Genomic DNA, 14,770 nt, shown 5'->3' with positions numbered 1-14,770 from the left:
GAAAAAGGCTTGCCGCAGCAAGCCTTTGGAAGGAGGGCATCAAGCTTGCTGGCGATGCTTTTTTTCCAGCTTCTTCTTGATCCGGTCGCGCTTGAGTGTGGACAGGTAATCCACAAACAGCTTGCCGTTGAGGTGGTCGCATTCGTGCTGGATGCACACCGCCAGCAGGCCTTCGGCAATCAGCTCGAACGGCTTGCCGTCGCGGTCCAGCGCCTTGATCTTCACGCGCAACGGGCGCTCCACATTCTCGTAGAACTCCGGCACCGAAAGGCAACCTTCCTGGTACTCGCCCATCTCTTCGGTCAGTGGTTCGAACTCGGGGTTGATGTATACCCTCGGTTCGCTGCGATCCTCGGACAGGTCCATGACCACGACGCGCAAATGCACGTTGACCTGGGTGGCGGCGAGGCCGATGCCCGGCGCTTCATACATTGTTTCAAACATGTCATCGACCAACTGACGAACCTTGTCGTCCACTACGGCCACCGGTTTGGCGATCGTGCGCAGGCGCGAGTCGGGGAATTCGAGGATGTTCAAAATAGCCATAAGCGTAATTGCTGCACATGTGAGGTAGAGGCAAATCGGCGGTGGGATGGACCCACATGGCCGGTGTGAAACGCCCCAAAGCCGCGAAGGCTCTGGCATTTCACGCGAACGCACATAATAAAGGAGATTCACCCCATGAGGAAATCGCTACTCGTCTTGCTGCTGTGGGCGCCGTTCGCAATGGCCCTGCTGCCGCCGCCCGGCCAGCGTCTGGATCAACCGACGCAACAGGCCATCCAGCGCTTTTTACTGCATAACCGCATTCTCGATACACCGCAGGACCTGGACCGCGCGCCCTACATCGTCGCGGCGGGCGCCGGTCATGTGTTGGGCGCCAATGATGAGCGTGTGTACGCCAGGGGCAACCTGGACCCGACTCAGCCCAGCTATGGGATCTTTCGCCGAGGCAGGGTTTATACCGACCCGGAGACCCAGGAGCTGCTGGGCCTCAACGTCGACGATATCGGCAGCGCACGCTTTGTGAATGCCGGCGATCTGAGCACCCTGGCCGTGCAGCGGGCCACCCGGGAGATACGCCCCGGCGACCGTCTGCTCCATGCCCTGGCGCCCATTGAGTTGGCACATGTGCAAGCGCTCAAGCCTGCGCCCTTCGTCCAGGGGCAGATTATCGACATTCCCAAAGGCGTTACCCAAATCGGCGTGCTCGACGCCATCACCCTGAACAAAGGCCGGCGCGACGGTCTGGTCGAAGGCCAGCTGCTGACCGTTATCAAGACCGGCGCCACCGTGCGCGACACGCTCACGAATGCGCCCGTAACACTGCCCGACGAGCGCGCCGGCACTCTGCTGGTGTTCCGCACGTTTGAAAAGCTCAGCTACGGCCTGGTGCTCAGCGCATCGCATCCGCTGGCGGTGTTGGACCGTTTCGAGACGGTTCGTCAATCGCAATAAATAGCCTGCTAAATAAGTTACCAACAGAGTTATCCACAGCTTGTTCCGGTCAAGGATGATCCGATGTATCCGACAAACAGCCACCCAATTTCCCCGTCAGAACTGGAAGCACGGCTACGCCTGCACAGGCTCCCGGAACTGGGGCCCAAGCGTTTTCGCTTATTGATCGAAGCGTTCGGCAGCGCTTCAAAAGCCATCAGTGCCCCCGCCAGTGCCTGGCGTGCGCTGGGCTTGCCAACCCTCAGCGCCGAAGCTCGGCGCAGCCCTGAAATACGCGACGGTGCCAGCGAGGCATTGGCTTGGCTGGCGCGCCCGGCCCAGCATTTGTTGATGTGGGACCAACCTGAGTACCCCGCGCTGCTGGCGCAGATCGACGATGCACCGCCGCTGTTGTTCGTCGCCGGCGACCCCGCAATCCTGGAAAAACCGCAACTGGCGATGGTCGGCAGTCGCCGTGCCTCGCGCCCCGGCATGGACACCGCCGCGGCGTTTTCCCGCAGCCTGGCGAGTGCCGGTTTTGTCATCACCAGCGGCTTGGCCCTGGGCATTGATGGCGCGGCGCATCAAGCGGCGTTGGATGTGGGAGGCCACACAATCGGCGTACTGGGCACGGGGCTGGAAAATTTTTATCCACAGCGCCACCGACGGCTTGCTGCCGCGATGATTGCCCAAGGCAGCGCGGTGGTTTCCGAGTTCCCGTTGGACGCCCCGCCCCAGGCCAGTAACTTTCCCCGGCGTAATCGGATCATCAGTGGCCTGTCCCTGGGCGTATTGGTGGTGGAAGCCAGCATGGCCAGCGGCTCGTTGATCACCGCAAAACTGGCCGCCGAGCAGGGGCGTGAGGTGTATGCGATCCCAGGTTCGATTCATCATCCCGGTGCCAAGGGCTGTCACCAGTTGATCCGCGAGGGCGCGACGCTGGTGGAGACCATCGAGCACATTCTCGAAGGTTTACGCGGCTGGCAGGCCTTGTCGCGTCCGGCCCCGTTGCCGGTGACGCACCCGCTGGTGGCGCTGCTGCACGCCGCCCCCCACACCAGTGAAGCCTTGGCGATTGCCAGCGGGCGGCCGTTGTCTCAGGTGTTGGCGAACCTCACGGAGTTGGAGCTGGAAGGCCAGGTGATCTGCGAAAGCGGGCGCTGGGTTGCGCGCTGTCAGCTTTTGTAGCGACTCGTTTTATTGGAACTGGGTTTTGTAATGAAGATCGGTAAACTGCCCAGAGCTTAGTCTGGAGAGTTAAACCATGGTCAACAGGTGGCGTGTGCAAGAAGCCGCACGAGAAATTCGCGCAGGCGCGGTGATTGCCTATCCAACCGAGGCGGTCTGGGGCCTGGGCTGCGACCCTTGGAACGAAGAAGCGGTGGACCGGCTGCTGGCGATCAAAAATCGCTCGGTGGACAAGGGCCTGATCCTGGTTGCCGACAATATTCGCCAGTTCGATTTTCTGTTTGAAGACTTCCCCGATGCGTGGATCGAACGCATGGCGAGCACCTGGCCGGGGCCGAATACCTGGCTGGTGCCTCATCAGGATTTGTTGCCGGAATGGGTGACCGGCGTGCATGACACGGTGGCGCTGCGGGTCAGCGATCACCCATTGGTGCGGGATTTGTGTTCACTGGTGGGGCCGTTGATTTCCACCTCGGCCAACCCTCAGGGCCGCCCGGCTGCCCGCACGCGGATTCGCGTGGAGCAGTATTTCCGCGGCCAGGTGGACGTGGTCTTGGGTGGCGCCTTGGGCGGGCGCAAGAACCCCAGCCTGATCCGTGACCTGGTGACGGGCGATGTGGTGCGTCCGTCGTAGTGCTTTTGTGGCGAGGGCGCTTGCCCCCTCGCCACAACGGGCAGTCAAGGCAGCAAAATCGTCGAGCCCGTGGTACGCCGCGCCGACAACTCCGTCTGCGCCTTCGCCGCGTCTGCCAGCGGATACCGCTGGTTGATATCAATGCGCACCTTGCCGCTTTTGATCATCGAAAACAGATCGTCCGCCATCATCTGCAGGTTTTCCGCATTGTTGGCGTACGTCGCCAGCGTGGGCCGGGTGACGTACAGCGAGCCTTTTGCCGACAGAATTCCCAGGTTCACCCCATCTACGGCGCCTGACGCATTGCCGAAGCTCACTACCAGCCCACGTGGCGCGACGCTGTCGAGGGAGGTCAGCCAGGTGTCCTTGCCGACGCCGTCGTACACCACCGGTACCTTTTTGCCGTCAGTCAATTCCAGCACGCGCTGTGCGACGTTTTCCTTGCTGTAGTCGATGGTTTCCCATGCGCCGAGGGATTTGGCCACGGCGGCTTTTTCCGCCGAGCTGACGGTGCCGATCAACTTCACGCCCAGGGCCTTGGCCCATTGGCAGGCCAGGGAACCCACGCCACCCGCTGCGGCATGGAACAGGATGGTTTCGCCACCCTTCAGTTCATACGTCTGGCGCAGCAGGTATTGCACGGTGAGGCCCTTGAGCATGGCACCGGCGGCTTGTTCGAAGCTGATGTCGTCCGGCAGGTGCACCAGGTTGGCGGCGGGCAGCACGTGGAATTGGCTGTAGGCACCCAGTGGGCCGCTGCCGTAGGCCACGCGGTCGCCGACCTTGAATTGGCTGACTTCGCTGCCGATGGCATCCACCACGCCGGCGCCTTCCGCCCCCAGGCCCGATGGCAAGGCCGGCGGTGCGTACAGCCCACTGCGAAAATAGGTGTCGATGAAGTTCAGGCCAATCGCCTCGTTACGCACTCGAACCTGTTGCGGGCCAGGCTCTGCCGGCGTGTAGTCCACATATTCAAGTACGTCGGGGCCACCATGGGCACTGAACTGGATACGTTTGGCCATCTTCCTTCTCCTTGGGTCGAATTCGCGTAGCCCCCTATCGGACTCCTAAGCTTGATCCTCGTCAACTGCGGTGAACCTGGGTGCAGTGCTATCCTGTGCGCCCATTTGCCGCCGAGGCCCCTGGCCTCGCGTAGCGCTGCCCGATTCAAGGTGATGTCATGACTACTCGCACCGAGGCTGTCAAAGCCTACCTGCTCGACCTGCAAGACCGCATTTGCAGCGCCCTGGAAACCTTCGAGACGGATACTCGCTTTATCGAAGACGCCTGGACCCGGCCTGCCGGCGGCGGCGGTCGCACCCGTGTGATCGCAGACGGCACGGTGATCGAAAAAGGCGGCGTTAACTTTTCCCACGTCTTTGGTAGCGGCCTCCCACCCTCCGCCAGCGCGCATCGTCCTGAACTGGCGGGTCGCGGCTTTGAAGCCCTTGGCGTGTCCCTGGTGATCCACCCGCACAACCCCCATGTACCGACTTCCCACGCCAACGTACGCTTTTTCATCGCCGAAAAAGAAGGCGAAGAGCCGGTATGGTGGTTCGGTGGCGGCTTCGACCTCACGCCCTACTACGGCAACGAAGAAGATTGCATCCACTGGCACCGCGTAGCCGAGCAGGCCTGTGCGCCGTTCGGCCCGGACGTGTACGCGCGCTACAAGGCGTGGTGCGACACGTATTTCCATATCAAGCACCGCAACGAGCCACGTGGCATCGGCGGCCTGTTCTTCGATGATTTGAACGAGTGGGGGTTCGACACCTGCTTCGCCTTCATCCGCGCCATCGGCGACGCTTACATCGACGCTTACCTGCCGATCGTGCAGCGCCGCAAAGCCATGGCCTATACCGCGCAGCAACGCGAATTCCAGGAATTTCGCCGTGGCCGCTATGTTGAATTCAACCTGGTCTACGACCGGGGCACCCTGTTCGGCCTGCAATCGGGCGGGCGTACCGAGTCGATCCTTATGTCGCTGCCGCCGCAAGTGCGCTGGAGCTACGACTGGAAGGCCGAAGCCGGCAGCGAAGAAGCACGCCTCACCGATTACTTCCTGCAAGACCGCGACTGGCTCGGCCTTGCCGCGCCCAAGGCGGCCGTCTGATGGATAAATATGTCGTCTTCGGCAACCCCATCGGTCACAGCAAGTCGCCGCTGATACACCGCCTGTTCGCCGAGCAGACCGGCGAACAACTGGACTACAGCACCTTGCTCGCGCCGCTGGAGGATTTCACCGGCTGCGCTCGTGAGTTCTTTGTGCAAGGCCGTGGCGCCAACGTCACCGTACCGTTCAAGGAAGACGCCTACCGGCTGGCCGACAGCCTCACCGAACGCGCTCAACGCGCTGGCGCGGTAAATACCTTGAGCAAGTTGGCCGACGGCACCTTGTTGGGCGATAACACCGACGGCGCGGGCCTGGTGCGTGACCTGACGGTAAACGCCGGGTTGAGTCTGCAAGGCAAACGCATCCTGTTGCTGGGCGCCGGTGGCGCGGTACGCGGGGCGCTGGAGCCGTTGCTGGCCGAGCGGCCTTCTTCGTTGATCATCGCCAACCGCACCGTGGAAAAGGCCGAGAGACTCGCCGAATTGTTCGATGACCTTGGCCCTGTGTCCGCCAGCGGTTTCGACTGGCTGCGTGAGCCGGTGGACGTGATCATCAACGCCACGTCCGCCAGCCTGTCAGGCGATGTACCGCCGATTGCCGGCAGCCTGATCGAACCGGGCAAGACGTTCTGCTACGACATGATGTACGCCAAGGAGCCGACTGCGTTTTGCCGCTGGGCCAGCAAGCAGGGGGCAGCGGTGGCGATGGACGGCCTGGGCATGCTGGTGGAACAGGCGGCTGAAGCTTTCTTCCTGTGGCGCGGTGTGCGCCCGGATTCGGCGCCTGTATTGGCGCAGATGCGCCGCCAGTTGGCCTAACGCCTATCCAGAGTGGGCACAGTCATCATGTGGGAGCGGTGTGTCAGTCAAAGAGATTTAGACTGGTCCACCTATATCGGGAGCAAGCCCCACATTTTTTAACCGCGTTCAGTCTTCAAAATGGATGGGGCACTTATCGGCCCCCTCCAGCTTCTTCAACTCATCCACCACCTGCGGCCTGGCTCGGCGCAATGTCAAACTGCGTCCAAGACCGCGCAACCGCCGTGCCTCCTGGTGCAGCATTTCCACCCCGGAATAGTCGATAAAGTTGATCTGCTGCGCCTCGATCACCACCCTTTCGCCCTGCAGGCTTTGCAGGCGCACCTGCAGATAGTGGCTGGCACCAAAAAAGATCGAACCGCCGACCCGCAGCACGTCTTCGTCTACATCTCGCCATTGTTGAACCCGCGGCTGCGAGGTGCGCTTGAGGTAAAAAAACAGCGAGGCCAACACGCCGGCATAGATCGCTGTTTGCAGTTCCAGCAGCAAGGTGGCGACACAGGTGAGGCTCATCACCACAAACTCGGCGCGGCTGACCCGGAACAGCGCGCGGATGCCGCGATGGTCCACCAGGCCCCAGCAAATCAACAGGATGCTCGCCGCCATGCTCGGAATCGGGATATGCGCGATCAACGCCGCGCCAAACACTGCAAACAGCGCCACCCACAACGCCGAAAACACCCCGGCCAACGGCGAACAGGCCCCGGCTTCATAGCTCAGGCCTGAGCGGGTAAAGGAACCAGCCGACACGTAACCGGAGAAAAATCCGCCGACGATGTTGGATAAACCCTGCGCACGTACTTCTTGATTGGCGTCGAGCAATTGCTGTGAACGGGCCGACAGCGAGCGCGCAATCGACAGGCTGGTCACCAGCCCCAGCATGCCCACCGCCACGGCACTGGGTAGAAGGCGCAGGATCATGTCCAGGTCCATTGGCAACGGGCTGAACGGCGGCAGTTTGCCGATAAACGAACTGACCCGCGCCACGTGCCCGAATACCGCCGGCCACAGCCATGCGGCCAGGCTGCTCAATGCCAGGGCAATCAATAACGTCGGCCAGCGTGGCACCAGAGACTTAAGCAATGCACCCACCAGCAACGTGCCCAGGCCCAGGGCCAGTGAGGCGTGGTCCCACTCGCCGCTATGGTCGATCAGCGCCAGCAGGCTGTTGATCGCCGTGGCCTGGCTCGGCAAAACCAGGCCCAGCAGGTTGGGCAACTGCCCAAGGGCGATCACCACGGCGGCGCCGAGGGTGAACCCCAACACCACCGAATGGGAGACGAAGTTCACCAGCGCACCGAAGCGCAGCATGCCCAGCAACCACTGGAAAACGCCTGCGAGGAAGGTAAGCAACAGGATGAGCGTGATGTAGTCCTGTGACCCAGGGACGGCCAGCGGGCTGACGCTGGCGTAGAGCACGATGGAAATCGCCGCCGTGGGGCCGCAGATCAGGTGCCAGGACGAACCCCACAGACACGCGATCAGCACCGGGATGATGGCGGCGTACAGGCCATATTCCGGTGGGAGGCCGGCGATCAATGCGTAGGCAATCGACTGCGGCAACGCGAGCACGGCGCCGCTGAGGCCGACCATCGCGTCCCGGCCGACGCTGGCGCGGGTTTGGCGCGGCAGCCAACTCAGGAAAGGAAAGAGTGTGTGGCGGTAGGGCCGGGGCATTTATAACTCGGCTGAAAAGGTTTGACTCAAGGGTATCAGTACACGCCAATCCCTGTGGGAGGGGGCTTGCTCCCTCCCACATTGGGACAGTGTCAGGCCTTAGAGCTTGGCTTTGACCGCCGCCAGCGCATCCTGGCCATCCACGGTTTTTACGCCCTCCAGCCATTTGTCCAGCACCGCCGGGTTGGCCTTGATCCACGCCTTCGCCGCCTCGGCATTGCTGAGCTTATTGTTGGCCACCTGCGCCATGATGCTGTTCTCCATCTCCTGGGTGAAACTCAGGTTGGTCAGCAGTTTTCCTACGTTCGGGCAGGCCTGGGCGTACCCTTTGCGGGTCAGGGTGTACACGCTACCGGTAGCGCCAAAATATTTCTCGCCGCCCTTGAGGTAGTGCATTTTCAACTGCACGTTCATCGGGTGCGGCGTCCAGCCGAGGAAGGTGACAAAGCGCTGTTTCTTCACTGCCCGGGACACTTCGGCGAGCATCGCCTGTTCGCTGGACTCGATCAGCTTCCACTGGCCCAGGTCAAAGTCGTTCTTCTTGATGATCTCCTGCAACGAGATGTTCGCCGGCGCGCCGGAGCCAATGCCGTAGATCCTCTTGTCGAACTTGTCGGCGAATTTGTTCAGGTCGGCAAACTCATGCACACCGGCGTCCCACACGTAGTCCGGCACGGCGAGGGTGAACTCGGTGCCGTCGAGGTTCTTGGCCAATTGCACGACATCGCCATTGGCCACGAACTTGTCGTAGAACCCCTGCTGCGCCGGCATCCAATTGCCGAGGAACACATCCACCTGGCCGTCCTTGAGCCCGCCGAAGGTAATCGGCACCGCCAGGGTGTCGACCTTGGCCTTGTAGCCCATGCCCGTCAGCAGAAAACCGGTGATGGCGTTGGTCGCGGCGATGTCGCTCCAGCCGGGATCGGCCATTTTCACTGTTTCGCAGCTGGCGTCCGCGTACACGTTGGCGCTGCTTAACGCCAGAATGCCCAGCACTACCGTTAACTTTTGCATGGCCTTCCCTCTGTATTTATTGGTTTTGGCAGGGTTGTGGATAACGTGCCTTGCGCTCCAGGTCGTCGAGGTCGATATGGTTGCGCATGTATTGCTGACTGGCGTCCACCAGCGGCTGGTGGTCCCAGCTCTTCAGCTTGCCCAGGGTCAGCGCCTCGAATACCAGGCGACGGCGGCGTTGGCTGGCGAGTACCTGCTGATGGATCGCCGGGATGTCCCATTTGGCCCGCGCCTCGTTCAGGAAGGCTGCAAACAGCGCCCGATGCTGTGGCGACTGGCTGAGCTCTTCCTGCTCCCCTGGGTCGTTGTGTACGTCGAACAGTAGACACGGGTCGTCTTCGCTGTAGATGAATTTGTAGGCGCCCCGGCGAATCATCATCAGCGGGCTGATAGTGCCTTCGGCCATGTATTCGCCGAACACTTCGTCGTGCCCGCCCTGCCCTTGCAAATGCGCCACCAGCGAGCGCCCGTCCAGCGGCAGGCGTGGGTCCAACTCGCCGCCGGCCAGCTCCACCAGCGTGGGCAACAGGTCGGCGGTGGACACGGCTTTTGATACGCGCCCCGCCGCAAACTGCCCCGGCGCACTGACCAGCAGCGGCACGCGGGCGGCCATTTCAAACCAGTGCATTTTGTACCAGAGGCCACGCTCGCCGAGCATGTCGCCATGGTCGCCGGAGAACACAATGATGGTGTCGTCGGCAAGGCCGGTGTCTTCCAGGGTCTGCAACAGCCTGCCGACGTTGCTGTCGATGTAGCTGCAGGCACCGAAGTAGGCGCGGCGTGCATCGCGGATCTTATCCACAGGCAGCGGCTTGTCCCACAGGTCGTAGACCTTGAGCAGGCGCTGGGAATGGGGGTCGAGATCACACTGTGCCGGGGTTGCAGGCAAAGGGATGTCGCTCTCGTCGTACAGGTCCCAGAACGGCTTGGGAATGGTGTACGGGTCGTGGGGATGGGTCATCGACACGGTCAGGCAGAACGGTTGGTCGCCGTCCTCGCGAATATGGTCGAACAGGTACTGCTGCGCCTTGAACACCACCTCTTCGTCGAAGTCCAGCTGGTTGGTGCGCAGGCATGGCCCGGCTTGCAGCACCGAGGACATGTTGTGGTACCAGCTGGGGCGTACGTGCGGCTCATCCCAATTCACCGCCCAACCATAGTCGGCGGGGTAGATGTCACTGGTCAGGCGCTCTTCATAACCGTGCAACTGGTCGGGGCCGCAAAAATGCATCTTGCCCGACAGCGCGGTGCGGTAGCCGAGGCGTCGCAGATAGTGCGCATAGGTGGGCACATCGGCGGGAAAATCCGCCGCGTTGTCATAGGCGCCGATCTTGCTCGGTAATTGCCCGCTGACCAGCGTGAAGCGCGACGGCGCGCACAACGGGCTGTTGCAATAGGCGGCGTCGAACACAACGCCCTGCTCGGCGAGGCGGCTCAGATTCGGCAGCTTGATGGGCGAAGAACCGTAGAACGGAAGCAGCGGCGCGGCCATTTGATCGGCCATGATGAAAAGAATGTTCTTGCGCTTCATGGGGGCTTGGCATTCCATAGGCGGTGTTTATGCCAGTGAGCATGCAGCCCATGGAAAATGGGGTAAAGCCCATGAAAAGCAATGTCTAGGATAAGCACAGCTTATGTATGAAGCCCTTGGCGATGTGTCCCTCGACCTGCTGCGCGCGTTTGAAGCCGCAGCCCGTCATCGCAGCTTTACAGCGGCGGCCATGGAGCTGGGCACCACCCAGCCGGCGATCAGCCAACAGATCAAGCGCCTCGAGGAACAACTGGCGATTCGCCTGTTTGATCGCATCTACCGCGGCATTGAGCTGACCGACGCCGGCGCCTTGCTGTTCGAGCATGTGCAAGGCGGTTTGCAAACCATCAACCAAGGTCTCAGCGCGATCACTCAGCAGGACCAGCACGAAGTGCTGCAAGTGGCCACCGACTTTGCCTTCGCCGCCTATTGGCTGATGCCGCGCCTGCATCGCTTCCACCAGGCCAACCCGCACGTGGATGTGAGCCTGGTCACCAGCGAGCGCAACCATGCCACCTTGCGCAGCGATATCGACGTAGCGGTGCTGTTTGGCGATGGCCGTTTCAAACAGGGCGACAGCCTGTGGCTGTTCAACGAAGAAGTATTCCCGGTGTGCAGCCCGCAGTGGCTCAAGGACCAGGCCACACCGCTGACCTTGCACAATTTGCACGATGTTCCTTTGCTGCACCTGCGCCAGGAAAACAACAGCCAATGGTTCGATTGGAGCGGCGTATTCCGCGAACTGGGTATCACCGCCGCCCCCACGCCTGGCCAACTGCGCTTCGATAACTACACCTTGCTGATCCAGGCGGCGATTGCCGGCCAGGGCGTGGCCATCGGCTGGCGGCATTTGGTGGATAACCTGCTGGAGCAGAACTGGCTCTGCCGACCGATCAGCAACACGGTCATCTCGCGTTTCGGCTATTACGTGGTGCAGCCCCAGCGCAAACGTCGCGGGCAGTTGGTTGAGCGTTTTGTCGATTGGCTGGTGGCGGAGCAGGCCAGCAGCGCGCAGTCATTGACCGGGCTGGCCCTGCCGTCGATTGCGGTCTAGCATCTGGCGCACAGTGGATCCGGAGTTCCTCATGCAACGTATCAAGGGCTATCACGCCCACATCTACTTCGATGCCAATACGATCGATCAGGCGCGCAGCCTGTGTGAAGACGCCGCAACACTGTTCCCGTTGCGCATGGGGCGCGTGCATGAGCGCCCCGTCGGCCCGCACCCGGACTGGAGCTGCCAGCTGGCGTTCGACGCCGAATACATCGGCGTGGTGCTGCCGTGGCTGGCGCTGCATCGCGATGGGCTGGTGGTGTTCCTGCACCCTGAAACCGGCGATGAGCTCAAGGACCACACCGATCACGCCATCTGGCTGGGCGCGATGCGTACGCTGGATCTGTCTGTTTTTTAACCCTCTTCTCGATGTGCAACCCCCTCAATTTCTGTGAAGGAGAGCGGGATTTCTGCGGTCGCATCCCAATATATGGGATTGATATTTATATATTGAGATGTCGCCAGGCTTAGGTTTATATTCGCCCATCTGCTTTTTTCAGCACCCACTCATTTCAGGTGAAGCGATGCAGGCGCAATTGATCGCGCTCGATTGGGGAACCAGCTCCCTTCGTGCTTACAAACTCGGCCCCGCAGGCGTGGTGCTGGAACAACGCTCACTGGCGTCAGGCATCATGCATCTGCCCACAGAAGCCCGGAAGATCGCCGGCGTGCTGTGCAGCGATGGCTTCGAATTGGCCTTTGATGCGGCCTGCGGGGATTGGCTCGACGCTGAACCTGGCTTGCCGGTGATCGCCTGCGGCATGGTTGGCAGTGCCCAGGGCTGGAGCGAGGCGGCGTATCGCACTACCCCAGTCGATGTCGCAAGCCTGGGCCAGGCACTGCACAACGTGCGCAGCCTGCGCGGTGTCGAGGTGCATATTGTGCCCGGTGTGATCGAGCAGGTCGGCTTGCCCAATGTGATGCGCGGCGAAGAAACCCAGGTGTTGGGTGTGTTGCAGGGGCTGGGGGCCGAAGTGTTGATTGGCCTGCCGGGCAGCCATTCCAAGTGGGTCGAGGTGGTGGGCGGCCGCATCACCCACTTCGACACCTTTATGACCGGCGAAGTGTTCGCGGTGTTGAGCAAGCACAGCCTGCTGGGCCGTACCCAAAAGCCTTCCGAGACATTCCAGGCCGCGGCCTTTGACCGGGGCGTGCAGGTGGCGCTGTCCGACGAGGGCGCGCGGGGTGTGCTGTCGACGCTGTTCAGTGCGCGCACCCTCGGCCTGACCGCCGCCCTCTCGCCGGAACAGCAGCCCGATTACCTGTCCGGCCTGTTGATCGGCCACGAACTCGCGGGCCTGCCGGGCCGCGCAAAACACATGCCGATCATCCTGGTCGGCGCCGCCCCCCTCTGCGCCCGCTATCAACGCGCGCTCGCCCTGTGCGGCTTCGCCCCTGTCAGCCTGGCGCAGGAAGCCACCGAGCGCGGCCTGTGGCAACTGGCCGTGGCGGCCGGGCTCATTCAACCTGTATCGGAGGCCTGACATGCTCAAGCAAGCACTCGCACAAAACGGTTTGATCGCGATCCTGCGCGGTGTACGCCCGGACGAAGCCAAGGCTGTCGGCCAGGTGCTGTACGACGCCGGTTTTCGCGTGATCGAAGTCCCGCTCAATTCGCCGGACCCTTACACCAGCATCCGCACCCTGCGTGACAGCCTGCCCGCCGATTGCCTGATCGGGGCCGGTACGGTGTTGACGCCTGAACAGGTTGAGCAGGTGAAAGCCGCTGGCGGCCAGGTGATCGTCATGCCCCACAGCGATGCCAAGGTACTGCGCGCGGCCAAGGCGGCGGGCCTGTACCTGTCGCCGGGTGTGGCCACGCCCACCGAAGCCTTCGCCGCATTGGCCGAAGGGGCCGATGTGTTGAAGCTGTTCCCGGCCGAGCAAATGGGCCCGGCGGTGATCAAGGCGTGGCTGGCGGTACTGCCGCAGGGCACGTTGCTGCTCCCGGTGGGCGGCATTAACCCGGACAACATGCAGGTGTTCACCGACGCTGGCGCCAAAGGGTTCGGGCTGGGGTCCGGGTTGTTCAAGCCGGGCATGACCGTGGATCAGGTCGCGAGCCGCGCCCAGGCGTACGTCGCCGCCTGGAAAGCCCTGAGCCGAGATTAAATTCCGCGCCCACAGGCGCCGCATCGATAAGAGAGATAACAGATGAAAATCACCAAACTGACGACCTTTATCGTCCCGCCGCGCTGGTGCTTCCTCAAGGTCGAAACCGACCAGGGCGTGACCGGTTGGGGTGAGCCCGTGGTCGAAGGCCGCGCTCACACCGTGGCCGCTGCCGTTGAGGAACTGTCCGACTACCTGATCGGCAAAGACCCACGCAATATCGAAGACATCTGGACCGTGCTCTACCGGGGCGGTTTCTACCGCGGCGGCGCCGTGCACATGAGCGCGCTGGCCGGTATCGACCAGGCGCTGTGGGACATCAAGGGCAAGGCCCTCGGCGTTTCCGTCAGCGACCTGCTCGGTGGCCAGGTACGCGACAAGATCCGCGTGTATTCGTGGATCGGTGGCGACCGCCCGGCCGACACCGCCCGCGCGGCCAAAGAGGCGGTGGCCCGTGGCTTTACCGCCGTGAAAATGAACGGCACCGAAGAATTGCAGTTCGTCGACAGCTTCGAAAAAGTCGACCTGGCCCTGGCCAACGTGGCGGCCGTGCGTGATGCGGTCGGCCCTAACGTCGGCATCGGCGTCGACTTCCATGGCCGCGTGCACAAGCCCATGGCCAAGGTGCTGATGAAGGAGCTGGACCCGTACAAGCTGATGTTTATCGAAGAGCCCGTGCTCAGCGAAAACTACGAAGCCCTCAAGGAACTGGCGCCGCTGACCAGTACTCCGATCGCCCTGGGCGAGCGCCTGTTCTCGCGTTGGGACTTCAAGCGTGTGCTCAGCGAAGGCTATGTTGACATCATCCAGCCGGATGCTTCCCACGCCGGCGGCATCACCGAAACCCGCAAGATCGCCAACATGGCCGAAGCCTACGATGTGGCCCTGGCCCTGCACTGCCCACTGGGCCCGATTGCCTTGGCCGCTTGCCTGCAACTGGATGCGGTTTGCTACAACGCGTTTATCCAGGAGCAAAGCCTGGGCATTCACTACAACGAGAGCAACGACCTGCTCGACTACGTACGTGACCCCGGTGTGTTCGACTACGACCAGGGCTTTGTGAAGATCCCCAACGGGCCGGGCCTGGGCATCGAGATCAACGAGGAATACGTGATCGAGCGCGCCGCCATCGGCCACCGCTGGCGCAACCCGATCTGGCGCCATGCCGACGGCAGCTTTGCCGAGTGGTGAT

At 62.0% G+C, this 14,770-nt stretch carries 15 protein-coding genes; 10 read left to right on the top strand and 5 right to left on the bottom strand.

Annotated features, from left to right (window positions below):
* Positions 1-39: 39 nt before the first annotated feature.
* Positions 40-546 (bottom strand): peptide deformylase, encoded by a 507-nt coding sequence (gene def, locus AB4O23_RS03990; protein ID WP_003187273.1) that lies wholly within the window; start codon positions 544-546, stop codon positions 40-42.
* 135 nt (positions 547-681) lie between these two features.
* Here def and AB4O23_RS03985 point away from each other — a divergent pair, with 135 nt between their 5' ends.
* The 3 genes from AB4O23_RS03985 (at position 682) to AB4O23_RS03975 (ending at position 3,259) form a co-directional block, all read left to right on the top strand.
* The gene (locus AB4O23_RS03985; protein WP_017528694.1) at positions 682-1,458 is read left to right on the top strand and encodes a hypothetical protein; all 777 of its coding nucleotides are present in this window, start codon (positions 682-684) and stop codon (positions 1,456-1,458) included.
* Between the two features lie 63 nt (positions 1,459-1,521).
* Positions 1,522-2,625: a DNA-processing protein DprA gene (gene dprA / locus AB4O23_RS03980; protein ID WP_017528695.1), complete on the top strand. Its 1,104-nt coding sequence runs from the start codon at positions 1,522-1,524 to the stop codon at positions 2,623-2,625.
* 76 nt (positions 2,626-2,701) lie between these two features.
* Positions 2,702-3,259, top strand: coding sequence for an L-threonylcarbamoyladenylate synthase type 1 TsaC (locus tag AB4O23_RS03975; protein ID WP_017528696.1), 558 nt, complete (start codon positions 2,702-2,704; stop codon positions 3,257-3,259).
* A 44-nt stretch (positions 3,260-3,303) separates the two neighbouring features.
* Here the strand turns inward: AB4O23_RS03975 and AB4O23_RS03970 are convergent, their stop codons facing one another.
* Positions 3,304-4,281, bottom strand: coding sequence for a quinone oxidoreductase family protein (locus AB4O23_RS03970; RefSeq protein WP_065879210.1), 978 nt, complete (start codon positions 4,279-4,281; stop codon positions 3,304-3,306).
* A gap of 158 nt (positions 4,282-4,439) precedes the next feature.
* Here AB4O23_RS03970 and hemF point away from each other — a divergent pair, with 158 nt between their 5' ends.
* Both hemF and aroE read left to right on the top strand, forming a co-directional pair.
* Positions 4,440-5,372, top strand: coding sequence for an oxygen-dependent coproporphyrinogen oxidase (gene hemF, locus AB4O23_RS03965; protein ID WP_017528698.1), 933 nt, complete (start codon positions 4,440-4,442; stop codon positions 5,370-5,372).
* A complete protein-coding gene (gene aroE, locus AB4O23_RS03960) occupies positions 5,372-6,190 on the top strand; it encodes a shikimate dehydrogenase (RefSeq protein ID WP_065879209.1) in 819 nt (272 codons plus the stop codon). Before hemF ends, aroE begins: the two co-directional genes overlap by 1 nt.
* A 108-nt stretch (positions 6,191-6,298) precedes the next feature.
* Here aroE and AB4O23_RS03955 read toward each other — a convergent pair whose 3' ends face one another.
* The 3 genes from AB4O23_RS03955 to betC form a co-directional block, all read right to left on the bottom strand.
* Positions 6,299-7,867: a SulP family inorganic anion transporter gene (locus AB4O23_RS03955; RefSeq protein ID WP_460062304.1), complete on the bottom strand. Its 1,569-nt coding sequence runs from the start codon at positions 7,865-7,867 to the stop codon at positions 6,299-6,301.
* Positions 7,868-7,966: 99 nt separating this feature from the next.
* On the bottom strand, positions 7,967-8,881 hold the full coding sequence (gene choX / locus AB4O23_RS03950; protein WP_065879207.1) for a choline ABC transporter substrate-binding protein: 915 nt from the start codon (positions 8,879-8,881) through the stop codon (positions 7,967-7,969).
* A 16-nt stretch (positions 8,882-8,897) separates the two neighbouring features.
* On the bottom strand, positions 8,898-10,412 hold the full coding sequence (gene betC / locus AB4O23_RS03945) for a choline-sulfatase (RefSeq protein ID WP_068937958.1): 1,515 nt from the start codon (positions 10,410-10,412) through the stop codon (positions 8,898-8,900).
* Between the two features lie 103 nt (positions 10,413-10,515).
* Between betC and AB4O23_RS03940 the strand changes: the two genes are divergently transcribed.
* The 5 genes from AB4O23_RS03940 (at position 10,516) to dgoD (ending at position 14,769) form a co-directional block, all read left to right on the top strand.
* On the top strand, positions 10,516-11,466 hold the full coding sequence (locus AB4O23_RS03940; RefSeq protein WP_065879205.1) for a choline sulfate utilization transcriptional regulator: 951 nt from the start codon (positions 10,516-10,518) through the stop codon (positions 11,464-11,466).
* Between the two features lie 31 nt (positions 11,467-11,497).
* Positions 11,498-11,824 (top strand): DOPA 4,5-dioxygenase family protein, encoded by a 327-nt coding sequence (locus AB4O23_RS03935; RefSeq protein ID WP_017528704.1) that lies wholly within the window; start codon positions 11,498-11,500, stop codon positions 11,822-11,824.
* A 166-nt stretch (positions 11,825-11,990) separates the two neighbouring features.
* Positions 11,991-12,950 carry a 2-dehydro-3-deoxygalactonokinase gene (locus tag AB4O23_RS03930; RefSeq protein WP_065879204.1) on the top strand — a complete coding sequence of 320 codons (960 nt, stop codon included), beginning with the start codon at positions 11,991-11,993 and terminating at the stop codon, positions 12,948-12,950.
* Between the two features lies 1 nt (position 12,951).
* Positions 12,952-13,578 carry a 2-dehydro-3-deoxy-6-phosphogalactonate aldolase gene (locus AB4O23_RS03925; protein WP_017528706.1) on the top strand — a complete coding sequence of 209 codons (627 nt, stop codon included), beginning with the start codon at positions 12,952-12,954 and terminating at the stop codon, positions 13,576-13,578.
* 42 nt (positions 13,579-13,620) lie between these two features.
* The gene (gene dgoD / locus AB4O23_RS03920; RefSeq protein ID WP_003170741.1) at positions 13,621-14,769 is read left to right on the top strand and encodes a galactonate dehydratase; all 1,149 of its coding nucleotides are present in this window, start codon (positions 13,621-13,623) and stop codon (positions 14,767-14,769) included.
* The last annotated feature ends 1 nt before the right edge of the window (position 14,770 follow it).

The sequence above is a fragment of the Pseudomonas sp. H2_A10 genome, from assembly GCF_054680085.1.
Note: the sequence above shows the minus strand (reverse complement) of the source record. Positions and strands in the feature narration are given on the sequence as shown.

Excerpts from the sequence above, each read along its gene's own strand:
- def (WP_003187273.1), bottom strand. The coding sequence starts at position 546 with ATGGCTATTTTGAACATCCTCGAATTCCCCGACTCGCGCCTGCGCACG.
- AB4O23_RS03985 (WP_017528694.1), top strand. The coding sequence starts at position 682 with ATGAGGAAATCGCTACTCGTCTTGCTGCTGTGGGCGCCGTTCGCAATG.
- dprA (WP_017528695.1), top strand. The coding sequence starts at position 1,522 with ATGTATCCGACAAACAGCCACCCAATTTCCCCGTCAGAACTGGAAGCA.
- AB4O23_RS03975 (WP_017528696.1), top strand. The coding sequence starts at position 2,702 with ATGGTCAACAGGTGGCGTGTGCAAGAAGCCGCACGAGAAATTCGCGCA.
- AB4O23_RS03970 (WP_065879210.1), bottom strand. The coding sequence starts at position 4,281 with ATGGCCAAACGTATCCAGTTCAGTGCCCATGGTGGCCCCGACGTACTT.
- hemF (WP_017528698.1), top strand. The coding sequence starts at position 4,440 with ATGACTACTCGCACCGAGGCTGTCAAAGCCTACCTGCTCGACCTGCAA.
- aroE (WP_065879209.1), top strand. The coding sequence starts at position 5,372 with ATGGATAAATATGTCGTCTTCGGCAACCCCATCGGTCACAGCAAGTCG.
- AB4O23_RS03955 (WP_460062304.1), bottom strand. The coding sequence starts at position 7,867 with ATGCCCCGGCCCTACCGCCACACACTCTTTCCTTTCCTGAGTTGGCTG.
- choX (WP_065879207.1), bottom strand. The coding sequence starts at position 8,881 with ATGCAAAAGTTAACGGTAGTGCTGGGCATTCTGGCGTTAAGCAGCGCC.
- betC (WP_068937958.1), bottom strand. The coding sequence starts at position 10,412 with ATGAAGCGCAAGAACATTCTTTTCATCATGGCCGATCAAATGGCCGCG.
- AB4O23_RS03940 (WP_065879205.1), top strand. The coding sequence starts at position 10,516 with ATGTATGAAGCCCTTGGCGATGTGTCCCTCGACCTGCTGCGCGCGTTT.
- AB4O23_RS03935 (WP_017528704.1), top strand. The coding sequence starts at position 11,498 with ATGCAACGTATCAAGGGCTATCACGCCCACATCTACTTCGATGCCAAT.
- AB4O23_RS03930 (WP_065879204.1), top strand. The coding sequence starts at position 11,991 with ATGCAGGCGCAATTGATCGCGCTCGATTGGGGAACCAGCTCCCTTCGT.
- AB4O23_RS03925 (WP_017528706.1), top strand. The coding sequence starts at position 12,952 with ATGCTCAAGCAAGCACTCGCACAAAACGGTTTGATCGCGATCCTGCGC.
- dgoD (WP_003170741.1), top strand. The coding sequence starts at position 13,621 with ATGAAAATCACCAAACTGACGACCTTTATCGTCCCGCCGCGCTGGTGC.